The organism is Streptacidiphilus sp. PAMC 29251 (assembly GCF_054208735.2).
The window spans coordinates 2670908-2688278 of the sequence record NZ_CM135725.2 but is presented as its reverse complement, the minus strand read 5'-3'; the positions used below and the strand labels follow the sequence as shown (position 1 = coordinate 2688278).

Here is a 17371-nt window from a genome sequence, read left to right as displayed (position 1 = left end):
CGCCGCTTGACCGATGAAAGGGGCCCGACCGGTAGGCACACCGGCCGGGCCCCTTTCATCAGTGGCTGTCAGTGGCTGTCAGTGACCGCCCGCGTCGACGACCTCGATCTCCTCGATGTTCTGCTCGATGATCTCGGTCTTCAGGCCCACCGCGAGCGCCCAGTAGTAGATCACCAGCGAGAACACGGCGATCAGGCCCATGTCCCACCAGAGCGGGAGGTTGCCCTCCGAGCCGACGCCGAAGCCGCCCTGCCAGGAGATGACGCCCATCCCGATCAGGTAGACCGGCAGCCACTGCGCGGCCTTCCAGTCCAGCCGCGGCGCGTTGGGAAGCCGCTTGGAGGTGGCGTAGGCGGCGTAGGAGCCGAGCAGCAGGTAGCCCAGGATGATGGCCAGGCCGAGGCGCCACAGGGTGGCCCAGCCCGCCCAGTAGATGATCAGACTGGCGATCACGAAGGACAGCGGGGAGATGATCTGGCCGGCCGGCAGCCGGTACGGCCGCTCCCGGTTCGGCAGCCGCTTCCGCATCACGCCGTAGGCGAGCGGGGCGCCGGCGTACATCAGCACGCTCGCCGAGGTGATGAAGCTGACCAGCTGCTGCCAGCTGGGGAACGGCAGGAAGCAGATCACGCCGGTGACGAAGGAGATGATCAGGCCGAACCACGGCACGCCGCGCGCGTCCGTCGCCTCGAACAGCTGCGGGGCGTAGCCGTTGCGGCTCAGCCCGTAGGAGATCCGGGAGGTGGAGGTGGTGTAGATCAGGCCGGTGCCGGCCGGGGAGATGATCGCGTCCAGGTAGAGGATCGTGGCCAGCCAGCCCAGGCCGATCACCGTCGCCAGGCCCGCGAACGGGCCGCTGATCCCCGCGTACGCCAGGGTCGCCCAGCCATGGACGAAGGACGAACCCGGCAGCGCGCCGATGAAGACGACCTGCAGCAGCATGTAGATCAGCGCGCCGATGGCCACCGAGCCCAGCACCGCGCGGGGGATGTCCTTCTTCGGGTTGCGGCTCTCACCGGAGAGCTGGATCGCCTGCTCGAAGCCCAGCAGGGCGAAGATGATGCCGCTGGTGCTGATCGCGGCGAGGATGCCCTTCGCACCGAACGGGGCGAAGCCCTTCGAGGTGAAGTTGCTGCCGTGGAAGTGGGTCAGCGCCAGTACGAAGATCGCGAGGAGGGGGATCGCGATCTTCCACCAGGTGGCCGCACTGTTGGTACGGGCCAGCAGCCGCACCCCGAGGAAGTTGACCGCGACGAACACGGCCATCAGCACCACGGCGACCACGAAGCCGCTCAGCGTGAGCGTCCCGTTGGCGTGCTGGAAGCCGTTCGCCCAGGTCCAGTGCTGGGCGTAGCCGATCATGGCCTCGACCTCGATCGGCGCGACGGTCGCCGCCTGCAGCCAGGAGAACCAGCCGAAGGACATACCGGCGAGCCCGCCGAACGCATAGTGCGGATACCGTGCCGTTCCGCCGGCGACCGGGAACATGCCGCCGAGTTCGGCGTGCACCAGCGCCAGCAGGATGATCGCTACCGCGCCGATCCCCCAGGAGATGATCGCCGCGGGCCCGGCGACCACGACCGCCTCCTTGGCCCCGAACAGCCAACCCGAGCCGATGATCGACCCGACGGAGGCCCACATCAGGCCGATCAGGCCGATCTCCCGGCGCAGTGTGCCGCCGGAGGCGGCTGGTTTGGACAACTGGTCTGTGGGTGCCATGGTGAGCGCCTCTCGAATACGTGGCGGGGCGGTGAGAGCTGCCTCAGATTAGGCGCAGATTGGCCCCATGCATAGATGCTGATGCTGAATACATGTGTTCCGTTGAGTATTTTCACACGCACTGCGCAGCTGATTCACGGCATAGGTAAAGAAGCGCCGGGGCAGACATCATCCCTGGCCCAGACCCTACTGGTGCTCCCGGACGCGGTAAACATGAGCTGATTGCAGAACTTGAGGATTCCTTGAGCCTCGGTGAGTCATACGGGTTCCCCTGGGCAACGAACACCACTCCTGTGCCCATCGGGTGGGAATGTATTCCGATGATTAACTTTTCATTCCGACCTGCTCGCCCATCAATCCCACGGGCCGCCGCCGCGCAGCTGCCGTGCGGCGTATCTCGCGGGAGGTCGAGGGCCTCGGCCCACCGGTAGCGGTCGCGTCCTCCGCTACTGCGGGGCGGCGGACGTCCTCCGGAGCGGCGTGCTGGGCCACCGCGTCGTACTACGGGCGCCCCTCGGCGACGACGGACAGCAGGACGTCGACCAGCAGTTCGGCTGCCTCGGGGCGACCGTGAGCACGCGCCTGCCGCGCCACCTCGGCACGCCGCTCGGGGGCAGCCAGCAGCGGGGCGACAGCCTCGCGCAGCGTCTCTGGGGTCACCTCGCCGAGCAACGCTACGGCGGCCCCGGCCTGCTGCAGGTGGGCGGCGTTGTGGGCCTGCTCGCTGCCGGCCGAGGTGGCCAGCGGCACCAGCACCGACGCTTTGCCGAGAGCGGTGATCTCCGCGATGGTGCCTGCACCACTGCGCGAGACCACCACGTCGGTCAGGGCCAGCACGTCAGGCAGCTCCGGGCCGACGAACCCGGTCAGGAAGTAGCGGGCCGCCAGATCCACCGGGAGCGCGGCGGCCTGGGCCGCCAGCCCCTCGTCAGCAGTCGGCCCGCACTGGTGCACCACATTGGCCCGCTCCAGCAGCCACGGCAGGACGGCGCCCACGGCCTGGTTGATCTGCCGGGCCCCCTGCGCGCCGCCGGTGACGTAGACGGTCGGCAGCCTGCGGTCGAACCCGTACCGCCAGCCCGATGGGGACGGCCACGTAGCCGCTGGTGCCCAGCACTACGTCCGGGCGGAAGTGGGAGACGATCGAACGCGCCTGCGCGGCGCCCAACGGCACGCGTCCCATGTCCTTCGCGTTGGCCACGGACAGCATCTTCAACGGGTTGCTGGAGCGGCGGATCTTGCCGGTGGCCACCGGAGCGAACGCGATGCCCTCTGCTGTGGCAACGCGCTCCTCCAGGCTCCCGGCGGTGCCGACCCACAGCACCTCCAGTGCGCGGCTATGCCCCGCCAGCCGCGTGGCCAGCGCCCGTACCGCGGTCAGCGCGGGATAGGTGTGCCCACCAGTCCCGCCCCCCGACACGATCAGACGAAACGCCCGCTCCGTGCCGAGCGCTACGGCGCGTCGCTCGATGGGGATCGAAAGTGGGCCACAAGCTGGTGCGCGTACCGATCCTCTGGGCCAAGTTCCTGGACTGCCTGATGGGCCTCACGAACCCGATGAGACTCGCACAGCAACCGAGCGAGGACGTACAGGGCATCGCGGTCGCCATGTGCAGCGCGGCTACGCAGCGCCGTTTCCATCCCCTGCTCGCCAAGCGATTTATTGAGTCTCCGACGTGCATGGACGTCGGTGAGGGCGCGTTCCGTGAGTTCTGCGAACCGTTCCGCGCGGGCGAGCAAAACGCATGTGCCACAGATGGTTGTCGTGCATGTAGTGATCAGTGGAGTAGCACTCGGCGCGGGCGCTGACCAACTCGATAGCCGCATCCCAATGCTGGAGCCGTTCCGCCGCTTGGGCCCGCTCGAACCACCACTCCACCCGACGAGTATCGCGCACTGCTGCTTCGTACAAGGTGGTGGGTGGTCACCGGCATCAGGCTGCTGCGGTGCGCTATCTCGCCAGACCGTTTGCCCTGGGCGCGCTTCGGCGTGGCCTGTCCGTCTCCCAGTTCCTCGGGCCGCTCGGTACAGGGGCCCTGATCGCCTCCTCGGACGATCCGCTCGGCGCACTCGCCACGGCCGAGGAGCTGACGGGCGCATTCCGTGACCGATGGGTCAACGACAGCATGACCCAGGACGAGTACAACGACTTCGTCCTGGCCGGCCGACCAGTTGCCGCTATGTCCGACGGGCGCCCGTGGCCCTCTCGCCGCCAGGAACTCGGCGGGGTGTTCACCATGCGAGATGATCATCAGTTGTGATGAAGGTCGCTACTTTTCCTGGGGCCTTCGGAATGAAGGAAAAGTACCCCGAGTCGGATTCGAACCGACGCTGGATGGGTTTTGAATCCATTGCCTCTACCGCTGGGCTACCGGGGCTTGCTGCAATTCGAAGGTTAGACTTCGCCCTGCGTGCCCCCAACATACCGTGTCTGGGTAGGCTCGTGCACGTACCCCCGCGTCAACGAGGAGCACCGTGACCGCCGCCGACGAGCAGCATGAGCAGCATGTCCCGCCGACGACGACCCGTGTGGTCATCGCCGAGGACGAGGCGCTGATCCGCCTCGACCTCAAGGAGATGCTGGAAGAAGAGGGCTACACCGTGGTCGGTGAGGCCGGCGACGGTGCCGAGGCGGTGAAGCTCGCCACCGAGCTGCGGCCCGACCTGGTGATCCTTGATGTGAAGATGCCGATCCTGGACGGTCTGTCCGCTGCCGAGCAGATCCATGAGGCGCACATCGCGCCGACCCTGATGCTGACCGCGTTCTCGCAGCGCGAGCTGGTCGACCGGGCCCGGGACGCCGGGGCGATGGCCTACATCGTCAAGCCGTTCAACAAGAGCGACCTGGTGCCGGCCATCGAGATGGCGGTCTCCCGGTACAGCGAGATCCGCGCGCTGGAGTCGGAGATCGCCGACCTGAGCCTGCGGCTGGACACCCGCAAGCTGGTGGACCGCGCCAAGAGCGTGCTGCAGACCAAGTTCGGGCTGACCGAGCCCGCCGCCTTCCGCTGGATCCAGAAGACCTCGATGGACCGCCGGATGACGATGAAGGCCGTCGCCGAGGCCGTCATCGAGGAGGGCGCGGCCCAGGACGCCAAGAAGAAGGCCCCGTCGTCGGAGCCGAGCCTGACCGATCCCGCCGCGGACGCATAAGCCAAAAGGCAGGGGCCCAGCAACACCAACGGAGGCCGCCCGGTGGAATTCCACCGGGCGGCCTCCGTTCGTGCGCTCGGAAAAACGTCAGTCCTCGCCGAGGTACGCCTTGCGGACGGACTCGTCCGTGAGCAGTTCGGAGCCCGGTCCGGAGAGGACGATCCGGCCGACCTCCATCACATGCCCGGTGTCCGCGAGCGACAGTGCGGCCTGGGCGTTCTGCTCGACGAGCAGGATCGTGGTGCCCTGGGAACGCAGTTCGACGATGGTCGCCATGATCTTCTGCATCATGATCGGCGAGAGCCCCATCGACGGCTCGTCCAGCATCAGCAGCTTGGGCCGGGACATCAGCGCCCGTCCCATCGCGAGCATCTGCTGCTCGCCGCCGGAGAACAGTCCTGCCGCCTGCTTCCGCCGCTCCCCGAGGATCGGGAAGAGGTCGTAGGCGCGGGCGATGTCGGTCTGGATGCCCTCCTTGTCCTTCCGCAGGAAGGCGCCGAGGAGGAGGTTCTCCTCGACCGTCATCCGGGGGAAGATGTGCCGGCCTTCGGGGGAGTGGGCCAGGCCGAGCGCCACGATCTCGTGCGCGGGCACGTTGGCCAGCGGCTTTCCCTCGAAGGTGATGCTGCCGCTGAGCGGCGGGTGCAGCCCGGAGATGGTGCGCAGGGTGGTGGTCTTGCCGGCGCCGTTGGTGCCGATCAGGGTGACCACCTGTCCGGCTTCGACGCTGAAGGAGATTCCCTTCACGGCTTCGATCTTGCCGTAGGCGACGCGGAGGTCCTCTACTTCGAGAAGGGCGGTCACGTCTGGTCCTCCTCGTCAACGGAGCCGGCAGTCTCACCGGCAGTGCCGCCGGCGGTGTCCGCCGGTTCGTAGGGGGTGCCGAGGTACGCGGCGACGACGCGTTCGTCGGCCTGGACCACCGCCGAGGTGCCTTCGACCAGCTTCTCGCCCTGGACCAGCACGGCGACGCGGTCGCAGAGGTTGAAGATGAACCTCATGTCGTGCTCGATCACCAGGATGGAGACGCCCTTGTCCCGGATCGCGAAGACCAACTCCTCGGTGGCCCGGGTCTCCTGGGGGTTCATTCCGGCGGTGGGCTCGTCCAGCAGCAGCAGTCCGGGGTCGCTGGCGAGGGCGCGGGCGATCTCCAGCTTCCGCTGCTCCCCGTAGGGGAGGTTCCGGGCCAGGTGCTCCGCCTTGTGCTCCAGGCCGATGAACCGGAGCAGCTCCATCGCCTTGTCCCGGGCCTCGCGTTCGGCGCGGTGGTAGCCGGGGCCGCGGAGCAGCGCCGAGACGAGGCCTTCGCGGGTGCGGGTGTGCCGCCCGACGATGACGTTCTCGACGACCGTCATGTTCTTGAACAGCCGGATGTTCTGGAAGGTGCGGGCGACACCGGCCTTGGTCACCTTGTAGGGCTTGGGCGGCAGGACCTTGCCCTGGTAGCTGACCGTCCCCTCGGTGGGGATGTAGAGGCCGGTCAGGCAGTTGAAGAAGGTGGTCTTGCCGGCGCCGTTGGGGCCGATCAGGCCGATGATCTCACCGGTGTTGACGGTGAGGTCGATGTTGTTCACGGCGGTGAGGCCGCCGAAGCGCATCACCACGCCGCTGGCCTCCAGCAGCGGGGTGCCGGGGGCGGCCGAGGGGGCGGGGGTGGTCTCGATGGGGCTGATGGTCATGGCGTTCACGCCCCTGCTTCGCTGAGGCCGGTGCCCGGGTTGCCGGGGCTGGTCTGGACGGCTTCCACGTCTGCCAGGTTCTGGTTGTCCTCGATCTCGGCCTCGTGGAACTCGAGCTTGTTGCGCCGGTTGGCGATCAGGCCCTCCGGGCGGAAGCGCATGAGCAGGATCAGGGCGATGCCGAAGGCCAGCAGCTGGTAGTCGCCGATGAACTGGAGCTTGGCCGGGATCAGGAACAGCAGCGTGGCGCCGAGCAGCGGCCCGCTGACGGTGCCCATGCCGCCGAGGACGACGGCCGCGAGCAGGAACGCGGAGTTGGGTGGGACGGAGTTGGCGAACTGGTAGGGGTCGGGGGTGACGCTGAAGAGCACGTGGGCCCAGACCAGTCCGGCGAGTCCGGCGAGCGAGGCGCCGAGGGTGAAGGCGAGGAGTTTGAAGCGGAACCCGTTGATGCCCATGGCCTGGGCCGCGGTCTCGTCCTCGCGGATGGCGACCCAGGCGCGTCCGATCCGGGAGCCTGCGGCTCTGGAGAAGACCACGACGGTGATCACGGTGAACACCAGCATCAGCAGGTAGTAGTTGGAGAACCGGCCGAGGTTGTGCCCGAGCACATTGTGCGCATCACCGAGGTTGACCCCGAAGAGCTCGATGTCGGGGATGTTGGGGATGCCGTTGGGGCCGCCGGTGAGCTTGGGCCCGGCCACGCCGTCCATGTTGTTGACCGCGATCCGGAAGATCTCTCCGAAGCCGAGGGTGACGATGGCCAGGTAGTCGCCGCGCAGCCGCAGGGTGGGGGCGCCGATGATGAGTCCGGCCAGGGCCGAGGCGGCCGCGCCGGCCAGGGCCGCGGCCCACCAGGGGAAGACCACGTGGAAGCGCGAGGTCGCGGCTCCGGAGACCAGGGCGGCGGTGTAGGCGCCGACGCCGAGGAAGGCGACGTAGCCGAGGTCCAGCAGGCCGGTCAGGCCGACCACGACGTTGAGGCCGAGGGCGACGGTGCCGAAGATCAGGATGTTGGCGCCGATGCTGGTGTACTGGTCGTTGCTCTGGGTGAACGGGAAGGCCGCAGCGGCGATGAACGCGGCCACGCCGGTGGTGATGGCGTTGCGGGCCAGGATCGCGGAGAGCCGTTCGGTGACACCCGAGCGGACCAGGCCCCAGGCGGTGAAGACGGCGACGATCAGGAAGCCGACGAAGAGCTCGCCGTAGGAGGTGTCGATGCCGTAGGCGAAGACCTCCAGGCCGATGGCCAGGACGGCGATGATGATCAGGGTGTCGGCCCAGCGCGGCAGCGGTCGGACCGGCTTGACGTCGGGCCGCTCGCCGAGGTAGTTGCGGATGGTCCGCAGCGTCTCCCAGTAGGCGGCGCTGACCGGGTTGCCGGTGTTCCGGCCGGCCACCGTGGGCGCCCCGTTCTGCGGCAGGGCGAGGGCGCCGACCAGGGCCAGCAGGGTGCCTGCTCCGGCGATCCAGGCGCCCGCGTTCAGGTTGGCCACGCCGCCGAGCTCGTCGCTGATGGCGATGATGGTGTACCAGGTGGTGCCGAAGGTGCCGAGGGCCAGGGCGACCAGGGCCGCGTGGGCTCCGGCCGGGGCGAGCCAGCGGGTGCCGCGGACCCCGTAGGCCACCAGCACGTAGACGAGCGTGATGATCGCTGCGACCAGGGTGAGCAGTTGCAGGCCGCCGGGGTTGCCGTTGACGGTGAGGTCGCCGGGGAAGGCCGCGGTCCAGGTCCAGGACAGGAAGGTGGAGACGACGGCGATCAGGGAGCCTGCGGCGATGAGGCCGAGGGCCGCCGTCGGGGGCAGCGGGATGGCGGTGCGGGTGGGTGCGGTGCTCCGGGGAGCGGCGCTGTGCGCGATGGTCGTCATGTGGTCACGCCCTGTCCGCGACGCGTTCGCCCAGCAGGCCCTGTGGGCGCAGCAGGAGGATGAGGATGAGGAGCACGAAGGCCCAGACGTTGTCCCAGGCCCCGCCGCCGAGCTGCTCCATGCCGGGGACGTTCTGGATGTAGGCGGTGGTGAGGGATTCGGCGAGGCCGAGGACCAGGCCGCCGAGCATGGCGCCGTAGATGTTGCCGATGCCGCCGAGGACGGCCGCGGTGAAGGCCTTGAGGCCGTCGCTGTAGCCCATCCGGTAGTCGATCTGGCCGTAGCGCAGCCCGTGCGCGACGCCGCCGACGGCGGCGAAGACCGCGCCGACCGCGAAGGCGATCACGATGATGCGGTCGGTGTTGACGCCCATCAGCTTGGCGGTGTCCGGGTCCTGGGCGGTGGCCTGCATGCCGCGTCCGGTGCGGGTGCGGCCGACGAAGGTGCCGAGGATGACCATGGAGACCGGCGCGGCGAGCAGGATGAAGATGTCAGCGGGCTCGATGATGACGGAGCCGAGGTGGAACGGGCCGCCGGGGAGCTGCGGGAAGGTGCGGATGTCGGTGGCGTGCGGGTACCAGGCCCAGATGGCCTGCTGCAGGGCCAGCGAGAGTCCGATGGCGGTGATCAGCGGGGCCAGCTTGGGGGCGTTGCGCAGGGGCCGGTAGGCGAAGCGCTCGGCGAGCATGGCGACGGCGACGGAGGCGATGATGCCGCCGAGCAGCATCAGGGGCAGCGCGAGCCAGATGCTGACGCCGTGGGGGAGGGCGAGGTACACGGTCAGCGAGCCGAAGCCGCCGATCATGTAGATCTCGCCATGGGCGAAGTTGATGAGCTGGACGATGCCGTAGACCATCGTGTAGCCGATCGCGATCAGTCCGTAGAGCGAACCGAGGATCAGGCCGTTGACCAGCTGTTGCGGCAGTTCGTGCACCGCAGGGCCTCCGTGGGTGTCGCCGGGTGTGCCGTTGCGGTGTTGCCCGGGTGTGTGGGGTTGCGGGGGCGGAGGCGCCGCAGGTCGTGCGGCGCCTCCGCCGGTGCGTTCCGGCAGATCGGTGGGTGCGCTGGGGTCAGCCGGTGAAGGTACCGGTCTTGGCCGCGACCCACTTGCCGCCCTTGACGACGTACACGGTGAGCTGCTTGTTGGTGGCGTCACCGTACTGGTCGAAGGAGACGGTCCCGGTCACGCCCTGGAAGTTGACACTGGCCATGGCGGTCTCGATGGCCTGGCGCGGGTTGGCCGGGAGCTTGCCGCTGTTGGCGGCGGCGACGGACTTGACGGCCTCGATGATGGCCCAGGCGCTGTCGTAGGAGTAGCCGCCGTACGCCGCGTAGGGGGCGGAGTAGCCGCCCTTGTCGTAGTTGGCGACGAAGGTCTTGGCGGAGTCGAGGGTCTCGACCGGCGCGCCGACCGAGGTCGCGTAGTCGCCGTCGGCCTTGCCGTTGGCGGCGGTGATGTAGGCGGGGTCGAAGATGCCGTCGCCGCCGATCAGCGGGATGTTGACGCCGGCCGCCTTGAGCTGGCCGCTGAGCGGGCCGGCCTCGGGGTACTGGCCGCCGTAGTAGACCAGGTCGGCGCCGGAGGCCTTGATCTTGGAGACCAGGGCCGAGAAGTCCTTGGTGCCGTCGGTGACGTGGTCCTGCCCGGCCACGGCGCCGCCGAGGGTCTTGAACTCGGTCTCGAAGGTGCCGACCAGGCCGACGCCGTAGGTCAGCTGGTCGTCGACCAGGAAGACCTTCTTCTTGGCGAGGGTGCTGTAGGCGTACTGGGCGGCGAACGGGCCCTGGATCGCGTCCGTGGTGGCGGTACGGAAGTAGGACTTGAACGGCCGGGTCTTGGTGCCCTTGGCCCAGTCGGGGCCCTGGGTCAGGGTGGGGTTGGTGTTGGCCGGGGAGACCTCGACCAGGTTGGCGTTGTCGAAGACCTTCTGCATCGACTGGGCCACGCTGGAGTTCAGCGGTCCGACCACGCCGACGACGCTGGCGTCGGCGACCAGCTTGGCCGCGTTCTGCTGACCCGAGGAGGGCTGGGCCTGGTCGTCCAGGGACTCGATCTTGAAGGTGACCCCGGGGACCTCCTTGGTGCTGTTGGCGGTCTTGACCGCGAGGTCGACCGAGTTCTTGATGCCCTGGCCCAGGGCGGTCAGTGAACCGGTGAGCGGTGCGTCGACACCGATGGTGACTGTGGTGGTCGCAGCGCTGTTACTGGAGGAGCTGCCGCGGGAACCGCAGGCGGTGAGGCTGAGGGCGCCGGTAACGGCAAGAGTGGTGGCGATAACAAGAGAACGGTTTCGCACGTTCAGTCCTTTCCTCTGGACGAGGGTCGAACCGCGCGCAGGCCCCGACCTGTCGATCCGATGGCGCGGTGACTGGGCGTGACTTTAGGCCCCCATCAGCGCAAAAGGCAGAGTGAACACGCCTTATGTGATGTTCTTGTTATGACCTGAGGAAAATTTGAGGCTCGATCCGGACACCCTCCACCGGGGTGTTCAATGCTAAGAACTTGCGTGGTTCACGCATGAGTTCGATCAAGAGGCAGGTCAGGGCCACCGGGGAAAGTTGCGCGGCAGCGGATTTCGCGGCGGGGGCGGGACCGCCGGGCAGACGTCCAGGATTGCCGCGTGGAGGTCGCTGGCGTAGCTGCCGCCGAGAATTTCGCTTTGCGTCTGTATTGCGCGCGCGTTACTCAACGTTACGTCTATGAAAGGCAGGTCGTCCGCTCGGGGCGTCTGCGAACAGTCCTTGACCGCCATCCGTACCCGGAGGAGCTGGGGCGCGCCCTGCCGCACCCGTAGCGGGAGCGGCAGCACCGAGGCGGCGCTGACGCCCCGGTAGGGCTGGGCGACGCCGCTGACCGTCAGGATCGCGCCGGTGCTGTTGGCGACGGTGAGCAGCACGGTGAAACCGACTGGTCCGCCGCCGTCCTGCATCAGCCCGTCGTAGGTGACCTTGACCGCCTCGATCGGCCAGGGCGGTAGCGGCGCGGCCGAGTTGCCGTCGGAGTGCCCGATCGCGACGGTGACCGCGGTCGCGATCAGGCCGAGGGCCAGCGCGCCGGCGGTGAGCCCGCCCAGTCGGCGGCGGCGGGGGTTGAGGCCGTGCCACCAGCGCTCCAACCGGCGTTCGACGGCGAGGCCGTCGGTTTCACTGACGGAGCTGACGAGATCGGGCAGTGGTCCGAGCCGGTCCGCCCGGCCCGCCTCGGACGGGGTCTCGATCGGGCCCACGGCTCCGGCCAGCCGGTCCTCGGCCCGCTTGCCACCGGCCATCGCGCACCCCTCTTCATCCGCTGCATGCCCTGCCCGGCGCGGGCGGGTCCGAAACGTCCCGCGCCGGGACCGCGCCGGGACCGCGCCGGGTCGGGCGGCGGCTCAGGTGTCGCGCAGCATGCAGGTGAGGCGGCAGCTGGTGATCCGGCGGCCCTGGTCGTCGGTGATCGCGACCTCGTAGGTGGCGGCGGTGCGGCCGCGGAAGACCGCGGTGGCGACGCCGGTGACCAGGCCCGAGGTCGCCGAGCGGTGGTGGGTGGCGTTGAGGTCCACGCCCACCGCGTAGCGGCCCGGTCCGGCGTGCAGCATCGCGCCGACCGAGCCGAGGGTCTCGGCCAGGGCGGCCGAGGCGCCGCCGTGCAGCAGGCCGTAGGGCTGCCGGGCGCCCTCCACCGGCATGGTGCCGACGACACGTTCGGGGGAGGCCTCGACGATCCGGATGCCCAGCCGTTCGCCGAACTCGCCCCCGGAGAAGGTGGAGGGCTCGACGCCGAGCTTGGCGAAGTGGTCGATCACGTCCTGGGGGAGGTTGAGGGTGAGGCCGGACTCCGGGTGCCGCTCGGACATGGTGCTCCTGATGTCGGTGGTCGGACTGGGTGCGTCGGACTGTCAGCGATCGTACGACTCCGGCGCGCGTCGCCGGTGGGCGGTGTTGTCAGTGGCGGGCCATAGGATTTCTCTCGGCAGTGAGGCTCGACGGTGGAAACGGTGGCAGCGATGGCGAGCAGGACCGGCAACAGCACTAAGGAAGCGCGGCCCCGGCTGCTGCTCCTCGACGGCCACTCGATGGCCTACCGGGCCTTCTACGCCTTCCCCGCGGAGAACTTCGCCACCAGCACCGGGCAGCCCACCAACGCGGTGTACGGCTTCGCCTCGATGGTCGCCAACATCCTCCGGGACGAGGCCCCGACCCACTTCGCGGTGGCCTTCGACGTGTCCAGGAAGACCTTCAGGGCCGGGATCTACCCGGAGTACAAGGCCAACCGCTCGGCCTCCCCGGAGGAGTTCCGGGGCCAGGTGGAGCTGGTCAGCGAGCTGCTGGACGCGATGCAGGTGCCGCATCTGCGGCTGGCCGAGTTCGAGGCGGACGACATCATCGCCACCCTGGCCACCCGCGCCGCGGCGGACGGCTACGAGGTGCTGATCCTCACCGGCGACCGGGACGCGCTGCAGCTGGTCACCGAGGACGTCACCGTCCTCTACCCGACCAAGGGCGTCTCCGAGATGACCCGCTACACCCCGGAGAAGGTGCTCGAGAAGTACAACGTCACCCCGGCCCAGTACCCGGACCTCGCGGCGCTGCGCGGCGACCCGTCCGACAATCTGCCCGGCATCCCCGGCGTGGGCGAGAAGACCGCCGCCAAGTGGATCGGCCAGTACGGCTCCTTCGCCGAGCTGGTGGACCACGTGGACGAGGTCAAGGGCAAGATCGGCGAGAAGCTGCGGGCCGGCCTGGACGCGGTGAAGCTCAACCGCGAGCTGACCGAGCTGGTCCGGGACGTGGAACTGCCGCTCGGCGTCGAGGACCTGGGCCGCAAGCCCTACGACCGGGACGCCACGGTGCTGCTGCTGGACACCCTGGAGTTCCGCCACCAGGCGCTGCGGGACCGGCTGTTCGCGGTCGACCCCGGGGCCGAGGGCGCCGAGCAGCCGGCCGGGCCGCCCGCCGCGCCCGGCATCGAGGTCGAGGGCGAGCTGCTCACCGCCGAGGGCGCGGTCGCCGCCTGGCTGGCCGAGCACGCCTCCGGCGCGGCCCGCACCGGGCTGGCCGCCGACTACACCTGGGCCCTCGGCGAGGGCCGGGTCACCGCGGTGGCGCTGGCCGTCGAGGGCGGCCCGACCGGCTGGCTGGACCCGACCGCGCTGGCCGAGGCGGACGAGCAGGCCCTGGCCGGCTGGCTGGCCGACCCGGAGCGCCCCAAGGCGCTGCACATCGCCAAGCAGGTGATCCGGGCCTTCGCCGAGCACGGCTGGCAGATCGCCGGGGTGGTCGCCGACAGCGCCCTGGCCGCCTATCTGGAGAAGCCGGGTCGGCGCACCTTCGGCCTGGACGTCCTGGCCGAGGAGTACCTGGGCCGGCAGCTCGGCACGGCCATCACCGCCGACAGCGGGCAGCTGGCCTTCGGCGAGGACGCCGCCGACGCCGCCGACGAGGCGCTGGCCGCCGCCCAGCTGCTGATGGTGCACGCCCGCACCGTGCTGGATCTCGCCGAGGTGTTCGAGGTGCGGCTGGCCAAGGACGGCGCGCTGGAGCTGATGCGGGACGTCGAGCTGCCGATCGCGACCCTGCTGGCCCGGATGGAGCGGGCCGGGATCGCCGCCGACCGGGAGTGGCTCACCCAGCTGGAGATCCAGTTCGGCGCGGCCGTCCAGCAGGCGGTCAAGGAGGCGCACGCCGCCGTCGGCCACGAGTTCAACCTCGGCTCGCCCAAGCAGCTGCAGGAGATCCTCTTCACCGAGCTGGGCCTGCCCAAGACCAAGAAGATCAAGACCGGGTTCACCACCGACGCCGACGCGCTGATCTGGCTGGCCGCGCAGACCCCGCACGAGCTGCCGGTGCTGCTGCTCCGGCACCGGGACCAGACCCGGCTGCGCAGCACGGTCGAGGGCCTGATCAAGACCGTCGCCGCGGACGGCCGGATCCACACCACCTTCAACCAGATGGTCGCCGCCACCGGCCGGCTGTCCTCCACCGACCCCAATCTGCAGAACATCCCGGTCCGCACCGAGGAGGGTCGGATGATCCGCCGGGCCTTCGTGGTCGGCGCGGGCTACCAGGAGCTGCTGACCGCCGACTACAGCCAGATCGAGCTGCGGATCATGGCGCACCTCTCCGAGGACGAGGCGCTGCTGGCCGCCTTCGACAGCGGCGAGGACCTGCACACCACGGTCGGCTCCCAGGTCTTCTCGGTCGAACCGGCCGCCGTGGACGCGGAGATGCGGCGCAAGATCAAGGCCATGTCCTACGGCCTGGCCTACGGTCTTTCGGCGTTCGGGCTGTCGCAGCAGCTGAACATCGCCACCAAGGAGGCGCAGGGGCTGATGGACACCTACTACGAGCGCTTCGGCGGAGTCCAGGACTACCTGCGCCGGGTCGTGGACGAGGCCCGCACCACCGGCTACACCGAGACCGTGCTCGGCCGCCGCCGCTACCTCCCCGACCTGACCAGCGACAACCGCCAGCGCCGGGAGATGGCCGAGCGGATGGCGCTGAACGCGCCGATCCAGGGCTCGGCCGCGGACATCGTCAAGATCGCGATGCTGAACGTGGACGCGGCGCTGACCGCCGCCGGGCTCTCCACCCGGATGCTGCTCCAGGTGCACGACGAAATCGTGCTGGAGGTCGCCGCGGGCGAGCGGGAGCAGGTGGAGCAGCTGGTCCGCCGGGAGATGGCCGGGGCGTACCCGCTGCGCGCCCCGCTGGACGTCTCGGTGGGCTGCGGCCGGGACTGGGAGACCGCGGCGCACTGAAGTCCCGGACGCACCAATGGATGTGAGGGAGGGTCAGCGCAACGCCCACCCGGCGGGGGGCGCGCTGCGCACGGGCCCGGCAATTGGGTAGAACGTGTTCTCATCTCAACGCCCAGGGGTTACGGTGCGGGCCGTCGAGACGAGGAGGCGGTGGCCCATGCGCGCGGTGCTGGCTGCGGCGATCGGGATGGTGCTGGCGCTGGGGGTGGCCCTGGTCCTGGTGCCGCTCGCGCACCAGGGCGGACCCACCTCCCCCAAGCCCCTGCTGACCAGCGCTCCGGCGCATCCCTAGGGGGCCGGCCGTGCGTCGCAGGTCGAGCCTGCTCCTGGTCGCCGTCGCCGCCTTCCTGGCCGCGCTCGGACCGCTGCTGCGCTGGTACGACTACCCGCGGGTGGTCGAGGTCCCGGCGAACACCTACCAGGCCGTGGTGCTGCAGGCGAAGGACGCCACCCTGATCGACTACAGCACGCTCACCGGCGTCCCGCACCGCACCGTCACCATCGTGCAGACCCTCAAGGGGGACGCCGCCGCGGCTGCCGCGGAGAAGAAGCGCACCGGGCGCGACGTGGTGGTCTGGGACACCCTCTCCTACGTCCTCGGCGACGACGGAAAGATGATCTCGGCCATCCCCGAGGTCTATGTCTACGACGCGCACACCCAGGAGCCGGTGCACTGCTGCGGCGAGAGCGTGGACGGCGACCCGGTGACCCGCACCGGCATCGAGTACAAGTTCCCCTTCGACACCCAGCCCCGCGACTACCAGTACTACGACCCGCAGACCCGCAGCTCCGCGCCGATCCGCTACCTGGGCACCGAGACCTACCGGGGGCTGCGGGTCTACCACTTCCAGGAGACCGTCCCGTGGACCCAGGTCGGCTTCCCGAAGACCATGCCGGCCGGCATCGACGGGATGACCCCGGCCAGCATCGCGAGCTCCGGGCTGCAGCGCTGGTACACCACCGTGCGTGACTTCTGGGTCGACCCGGTCACCGGCGCCCCGGTCAACGGCGAGGAGCAGCACCGCGAGCAGCTGCGCTTCCCGGCGAGCGCGCACAAGGCGCCGGTCGTCATCTTCAACGGGGATGTGAAGATCCGCCCCGACTACCTGGCCGCCACCGTCGCCCAGGTCAAGGGCGAACGCCAGCTGGTGCTCGCCCTGCGCGACTACGTCCCGTGGGGGGCGCCGCCCCTGGCCCTGCTGCTGCTCGGCGCCGCCCTCCTGCTGGAGTGGCGCGACCGAGAGCCGTCAGCGCCGGAGCCGTCAGCTCCGCCGGGTGCTGACGAAGATCGCCGTGCCCGGCAGGTGCCGGCCCCGGAGCGGGCTCCAGCCGCCCCACTCCTGCGTCAGTCCGTCCGGCCACTCGGGCTCGACCAGGTCGACCAGGTCGAATCCGGCTGAGACCAGCTCGCGCACCCGGTCGCCCAGGGTCCGGTGGTGCTCCACATAGACGGCGTTGCCCTCCTCGTCCTGCTCGACATAGGGGGTGCGGTCGAAGTAGGAGGACAGGGCGGTCAGCCCCTCCGGGCCCGGCTCGTCCGGGAAGGCCCAGCGGACCGGGTGGGTGACCGAGAAGACCCAGCGCCCGCCCGGACGCAGCACCCGGTGCACCTCCCGCATCAGCCGCAGCGTGTCGGCGGCGAAGGGCACCGCCCCGTACGCGGAGCAGGCCAGGTCGAAGCTGGCGTCGGCGAAGGGCAGTACGGTCGCGTCCGCCTGCACCAGCGGGACCGGCGGCCAGCCGAGCCCCTGGTCGATCCGCAGCGAGTGCTGCAGCTGGCGGTGCGACAGGTCCAGCGCCACCGGCCTGGCCCCCTGGGCCACCAGCCAGCGGGAGCACTGGGCGGCGCCGGCCCCGATCTCCAGGACGCGGCGGCCGCGCAGCTCGGCCGGGTCGCCGAGCAGCCGGGCCTCGGCCTCGTCCAGTCCTTCGGGGCACCAGGTGAAGCGGGCGTCGCCGAGGAAGGAGCCGTGCTCGTCCTGGTAGTCGTCGGCGTTGCGGTCCCACCAGTGGCGGTTGGCGCTGCTGCTCTCGGCGGTGTCCGCGTGGCGGCGCACGGCCTCGGAATCGTCATCGGTGCTTGCGGTGTGCTCGGTCATCTCGGCAGTAGCGTAGCCTTGGCTGTGTAGCGTCGGGCGTCGTCGGAATGGTCGCCGTGCGTGTGCCGGAATGACCGGTTCAGCCCGGTCTGTGTGGGGGTCTCCCGCAC

13 protein-coding genes, 1 tRNA gene and 2 pseudogenes are annotated in these 17371 nt (G+C 69.7%); 5 read left to right on the top strand and 11 right to left on the bottom strand.

Annotated elements, in window-relative coordinates; translation table 11 throughout:
* Nucleotides 1–78: 78 nt before the first annotated feature.
* Both ACXKR8_RS12550 and ACXKR8_RS12545 read right to left on the bottom strand, forming a co-directional pair.
* Nucleotides 79–1719, bottom strand: coding sequence for an APC family permease (locus ACXKR8_RS12550; protein WP_458272977.1), 1641 nt, complete (start codon nt 1717–1719; stop codon nt 79–81).
* Between the two features lie 501 nt (nt 1720–2220).
* Nucleotides 2221–3139, bottom strand: a pseudogene (locus ACXKR8_RS12545) (UDP-N-acetylglucosamine--N-acetylmuramyl-(pentapeptide) pyrophosphoryl-undecaprenol N-acetylglucosamine transferase).
* A 526-nt stretch (nt 3140–3665) separates the two neighbouring features.
* Here ACXKR8_RS12545 and ACXKR8_RS12540 point away from each other — a divergent pair.
* A complete protein-coding gene (locus ACXKR8_RS12540; RefSeq protein ID WP_458272975.1) occupies nt 3666–3980 on the top strand; it encodes a hypothetical protein in 315 nt (104 codons plus the stop codon).
* A 44-nt stretch (nt 3981–4024) separates the two neighbouring features.
* Here ACXKR8_RS12540 and ACXKR8_RS12535 read toward each other — a convergent pair.
* Nucleotides 4025–4097: transfer RNA gene (locus ACXKR8_RS12535), tRNA-Leu, on the bottom strand.
* Nucleotides 4098–4194: 97 nt separating this feature from the next.
* Here ACXKR8_RS12535 and ACXKR8_RS12530 point away from each other — a divergent pair.
* A complete protein-coding gene (locus ACXKR8_RS12530; protein WP_458272974.1) occupies nt 4195–4872 on the top strand; it encodes an ANTAR domain-containing response regulator in 678 nt (225 codons plus the stop codon).
* A gap of 87 nt (nt 4873–4959) precedes the next feature.
* Here ACXKR8_RS12530 and ACXKR8_RS12525 read toward each other — a convergent pair whose 3' ends face one another.
* The 7 genes from ACXKR8_RS12525 to ACXKR8_RS12495 all read right to left on the bottom strand — a co-directional run bounded on the left by ACXKR8_RS12525 (nt 4960) and on the right by ACXKR8_RS12495 (nt 12258).
* On the bottom strand, nt 4960–5676 hold the full coding sequence (locus ACXKR8_RS12525) for an ABC transporter ATP-binding protein (protein ID WP_458272973.1): 717 nt from the start codon (nt 5674–5676) through the stop codon (nt 4960–4962).
* Nucleotides 5673–6551 (bottom strand): ABC transporter ATP-binding protein, encoded by an 879-nt coding sequence (locus ACXKR8_RS12520; RefSeq protein ID WP_458272972.1) that lies wholly within the window; start codon nt 6549–6551, stop codon nt 5673–5675. Before ACXKR8_RS12520 ends, ACXKR8_RS12525 begins: the two co-directional genes overlap by 4 nt.
* A 5-nt stretch (nt 6552–6556) precedes the next feature.
* Nucleotides 6557–8422, bottom strand: coding sequence for a branched-chain amino acid ABC transporter permease (locus ACXKR8_RS12515; RefSeq protein WP_458272971.1), 1866 nt, complete (start codon nt 8420–8422; stop codon nt 6557–6559).
* 4 nt (nt 8423–8426) lie between these two features.
* Nucleotides 8427–9356, bottom strand: coding sequence for a branched-chain amino acid ABC transporter permease (locus ACXKR8_RS12510; RefSeq protein ID WP_458272970.1), 930 nt, complete (start codon nt 9354–9356; stop codon nt 8427–8429).
* 136 nt (nt 9357–9492) lie between these two features.
* The gene (locus ACXKR8_RS12505; protein ID WP_458272969.1) at nt 9493–10719 is read right to left on the bottom strand and encodes a branched-chain amino acid ABC transporter substrate-binding protein; all 1227 of its coding nucleotides are present in this window, start codon (nt 10717–10719) and stop codon (nt 9493–9495) included.
* Between the two features lie 243 nt (nt 10720–10962).
* A complete protein-coding gene (locus ACXKR8_RS12500; RefSeq protein ID WP_458272968.1) occupies nt 10963–11691 on the bottom strand; it encodes a hypothetical protein in 729 nt (242 codons plus the stop codon).
* Between the two features lie 102 nt (nt 11692–11793).
* On the bottom strand, nt 11794–12258 hold the full coding sequence (locus ACXKR8_RS12495; RefSeq protein ID WP_458272967.1) for a PaaI family thioesterase: 465 nt from the start codon (nt 12256–12258) through the stop codon (nt 11794–11796).
* 150 nt (nt 12259–12408) lie between these two features.
* Between ACXKR8_RS12495 and polA the strand changes: the two genes are divergently transcribed.
* The 3 genes and pseudogenes from polA to ACXKR8_RS12480 all read left to right on the top strand — a co-directional run.
* A complete protein-coding gene (gene polA, locus ACXKR8_RS12490) occupies nt 12409–15162 on the top strand; it encodes a DNA polymerase I (protein ID WP_458272966.1) in 2754 nt (917 codons plus the stop codon).
* A gap of 157 nt (nt 15163–15319) precedes the next feature.
* Nucleotides 15320–15454, top strand: coding sequence for an SPW_0924 family protein (locus ACXKR8_RS12485; protein WP_458272965.1), 135 nt, complete (start codon nt 15320–15322; stop codon nt 15452–15454).
* A 10-nt stretch (nt 15455–15464) separates the two neighbouring features.
* Nucleotides 15465–16322, top strand: a pseudogene (locus ACXKR8_RS12480) (PorA family protein); the annotation flags it as partial.
* A 102-nt stretch (nt 16323–16424) separates the two neighbouring features.
* On the opposite strand, the gene ACXKR8_RS12475 reads toward ACXKR8_RS12480, so the two are convergent.
* A complete protein-coding gene (locus ACXKR8_RS12475) occupies nt 16425–17261 on the bottom strand; it encodes a class I SAM-dependent methyltransferase (protein WP_458272964.1) in 837 nt (278 codons plus the stop codon).
* Nucleotides 17262–17371: the final 110 nt, after the last annotated feature.

Bases quoted from the DNA above. Each gene is read 5' to 3' on its own strand.
- ACXKR8_RS12485 (WP_458272965.1), top strand. From the start codon at position 15,320: ATGCGCGCGGTGCTGGCTGCGGCGATCGGGATGGTGCTGGCGCTGGGG.
- ACXKR8_RS12500 (WP_458272968.1), bottom strand. From the start codon at position 11,691: ATGGCCGGTGGCAAGCGGGCCGAGGACCGGCTGGCCGGAGCCGTGGGC.
- ACXKR8_RS12515 (WP_458272971.1), bottom strand. From the start codon at position 8,422: ATGACGACCATCGCGCACAGCGCCGCTCCCCGGAGCACCGCACCCACC.
- ACXKR8_RS12475 (WP_458272964.1), bottom strand. From the start codon at position 17,261: ATGACCGAGCACACCGCAAGCACCGATGACGATTCCGAGGCCGTGCGC.
- ACXKR8_RS12520 (WP_458272972.1), bottom strand. From the start codon at position 6,551: ATGACCATCAGCCCCATCGAGACCACCCCCGCCCCCTCGGCCGCCCCC.
- ACXKR8_RS12495 (WP_458272967.1), bottom strand. From the start codon at position 12,258: ATGTCCGAGCGGCACCCGGAGTCCGGCCTCACCCTCAACCTCCCCCAG.
- polA (WP_458272966.1), top strand. From the start codon at position 12,409: ATGGCGAGCAGGACCGGCAACAGCACTAAGGAAGCGCGGCCCCGGCTG.
- ACXKR8_RS12550 (WP_458272977.1), bottom strand. From the start codon at position 1,719: ATGGCACCCACAGACCAGTTGTCCAAACCAGCCGCCTCCGGCGGCACA.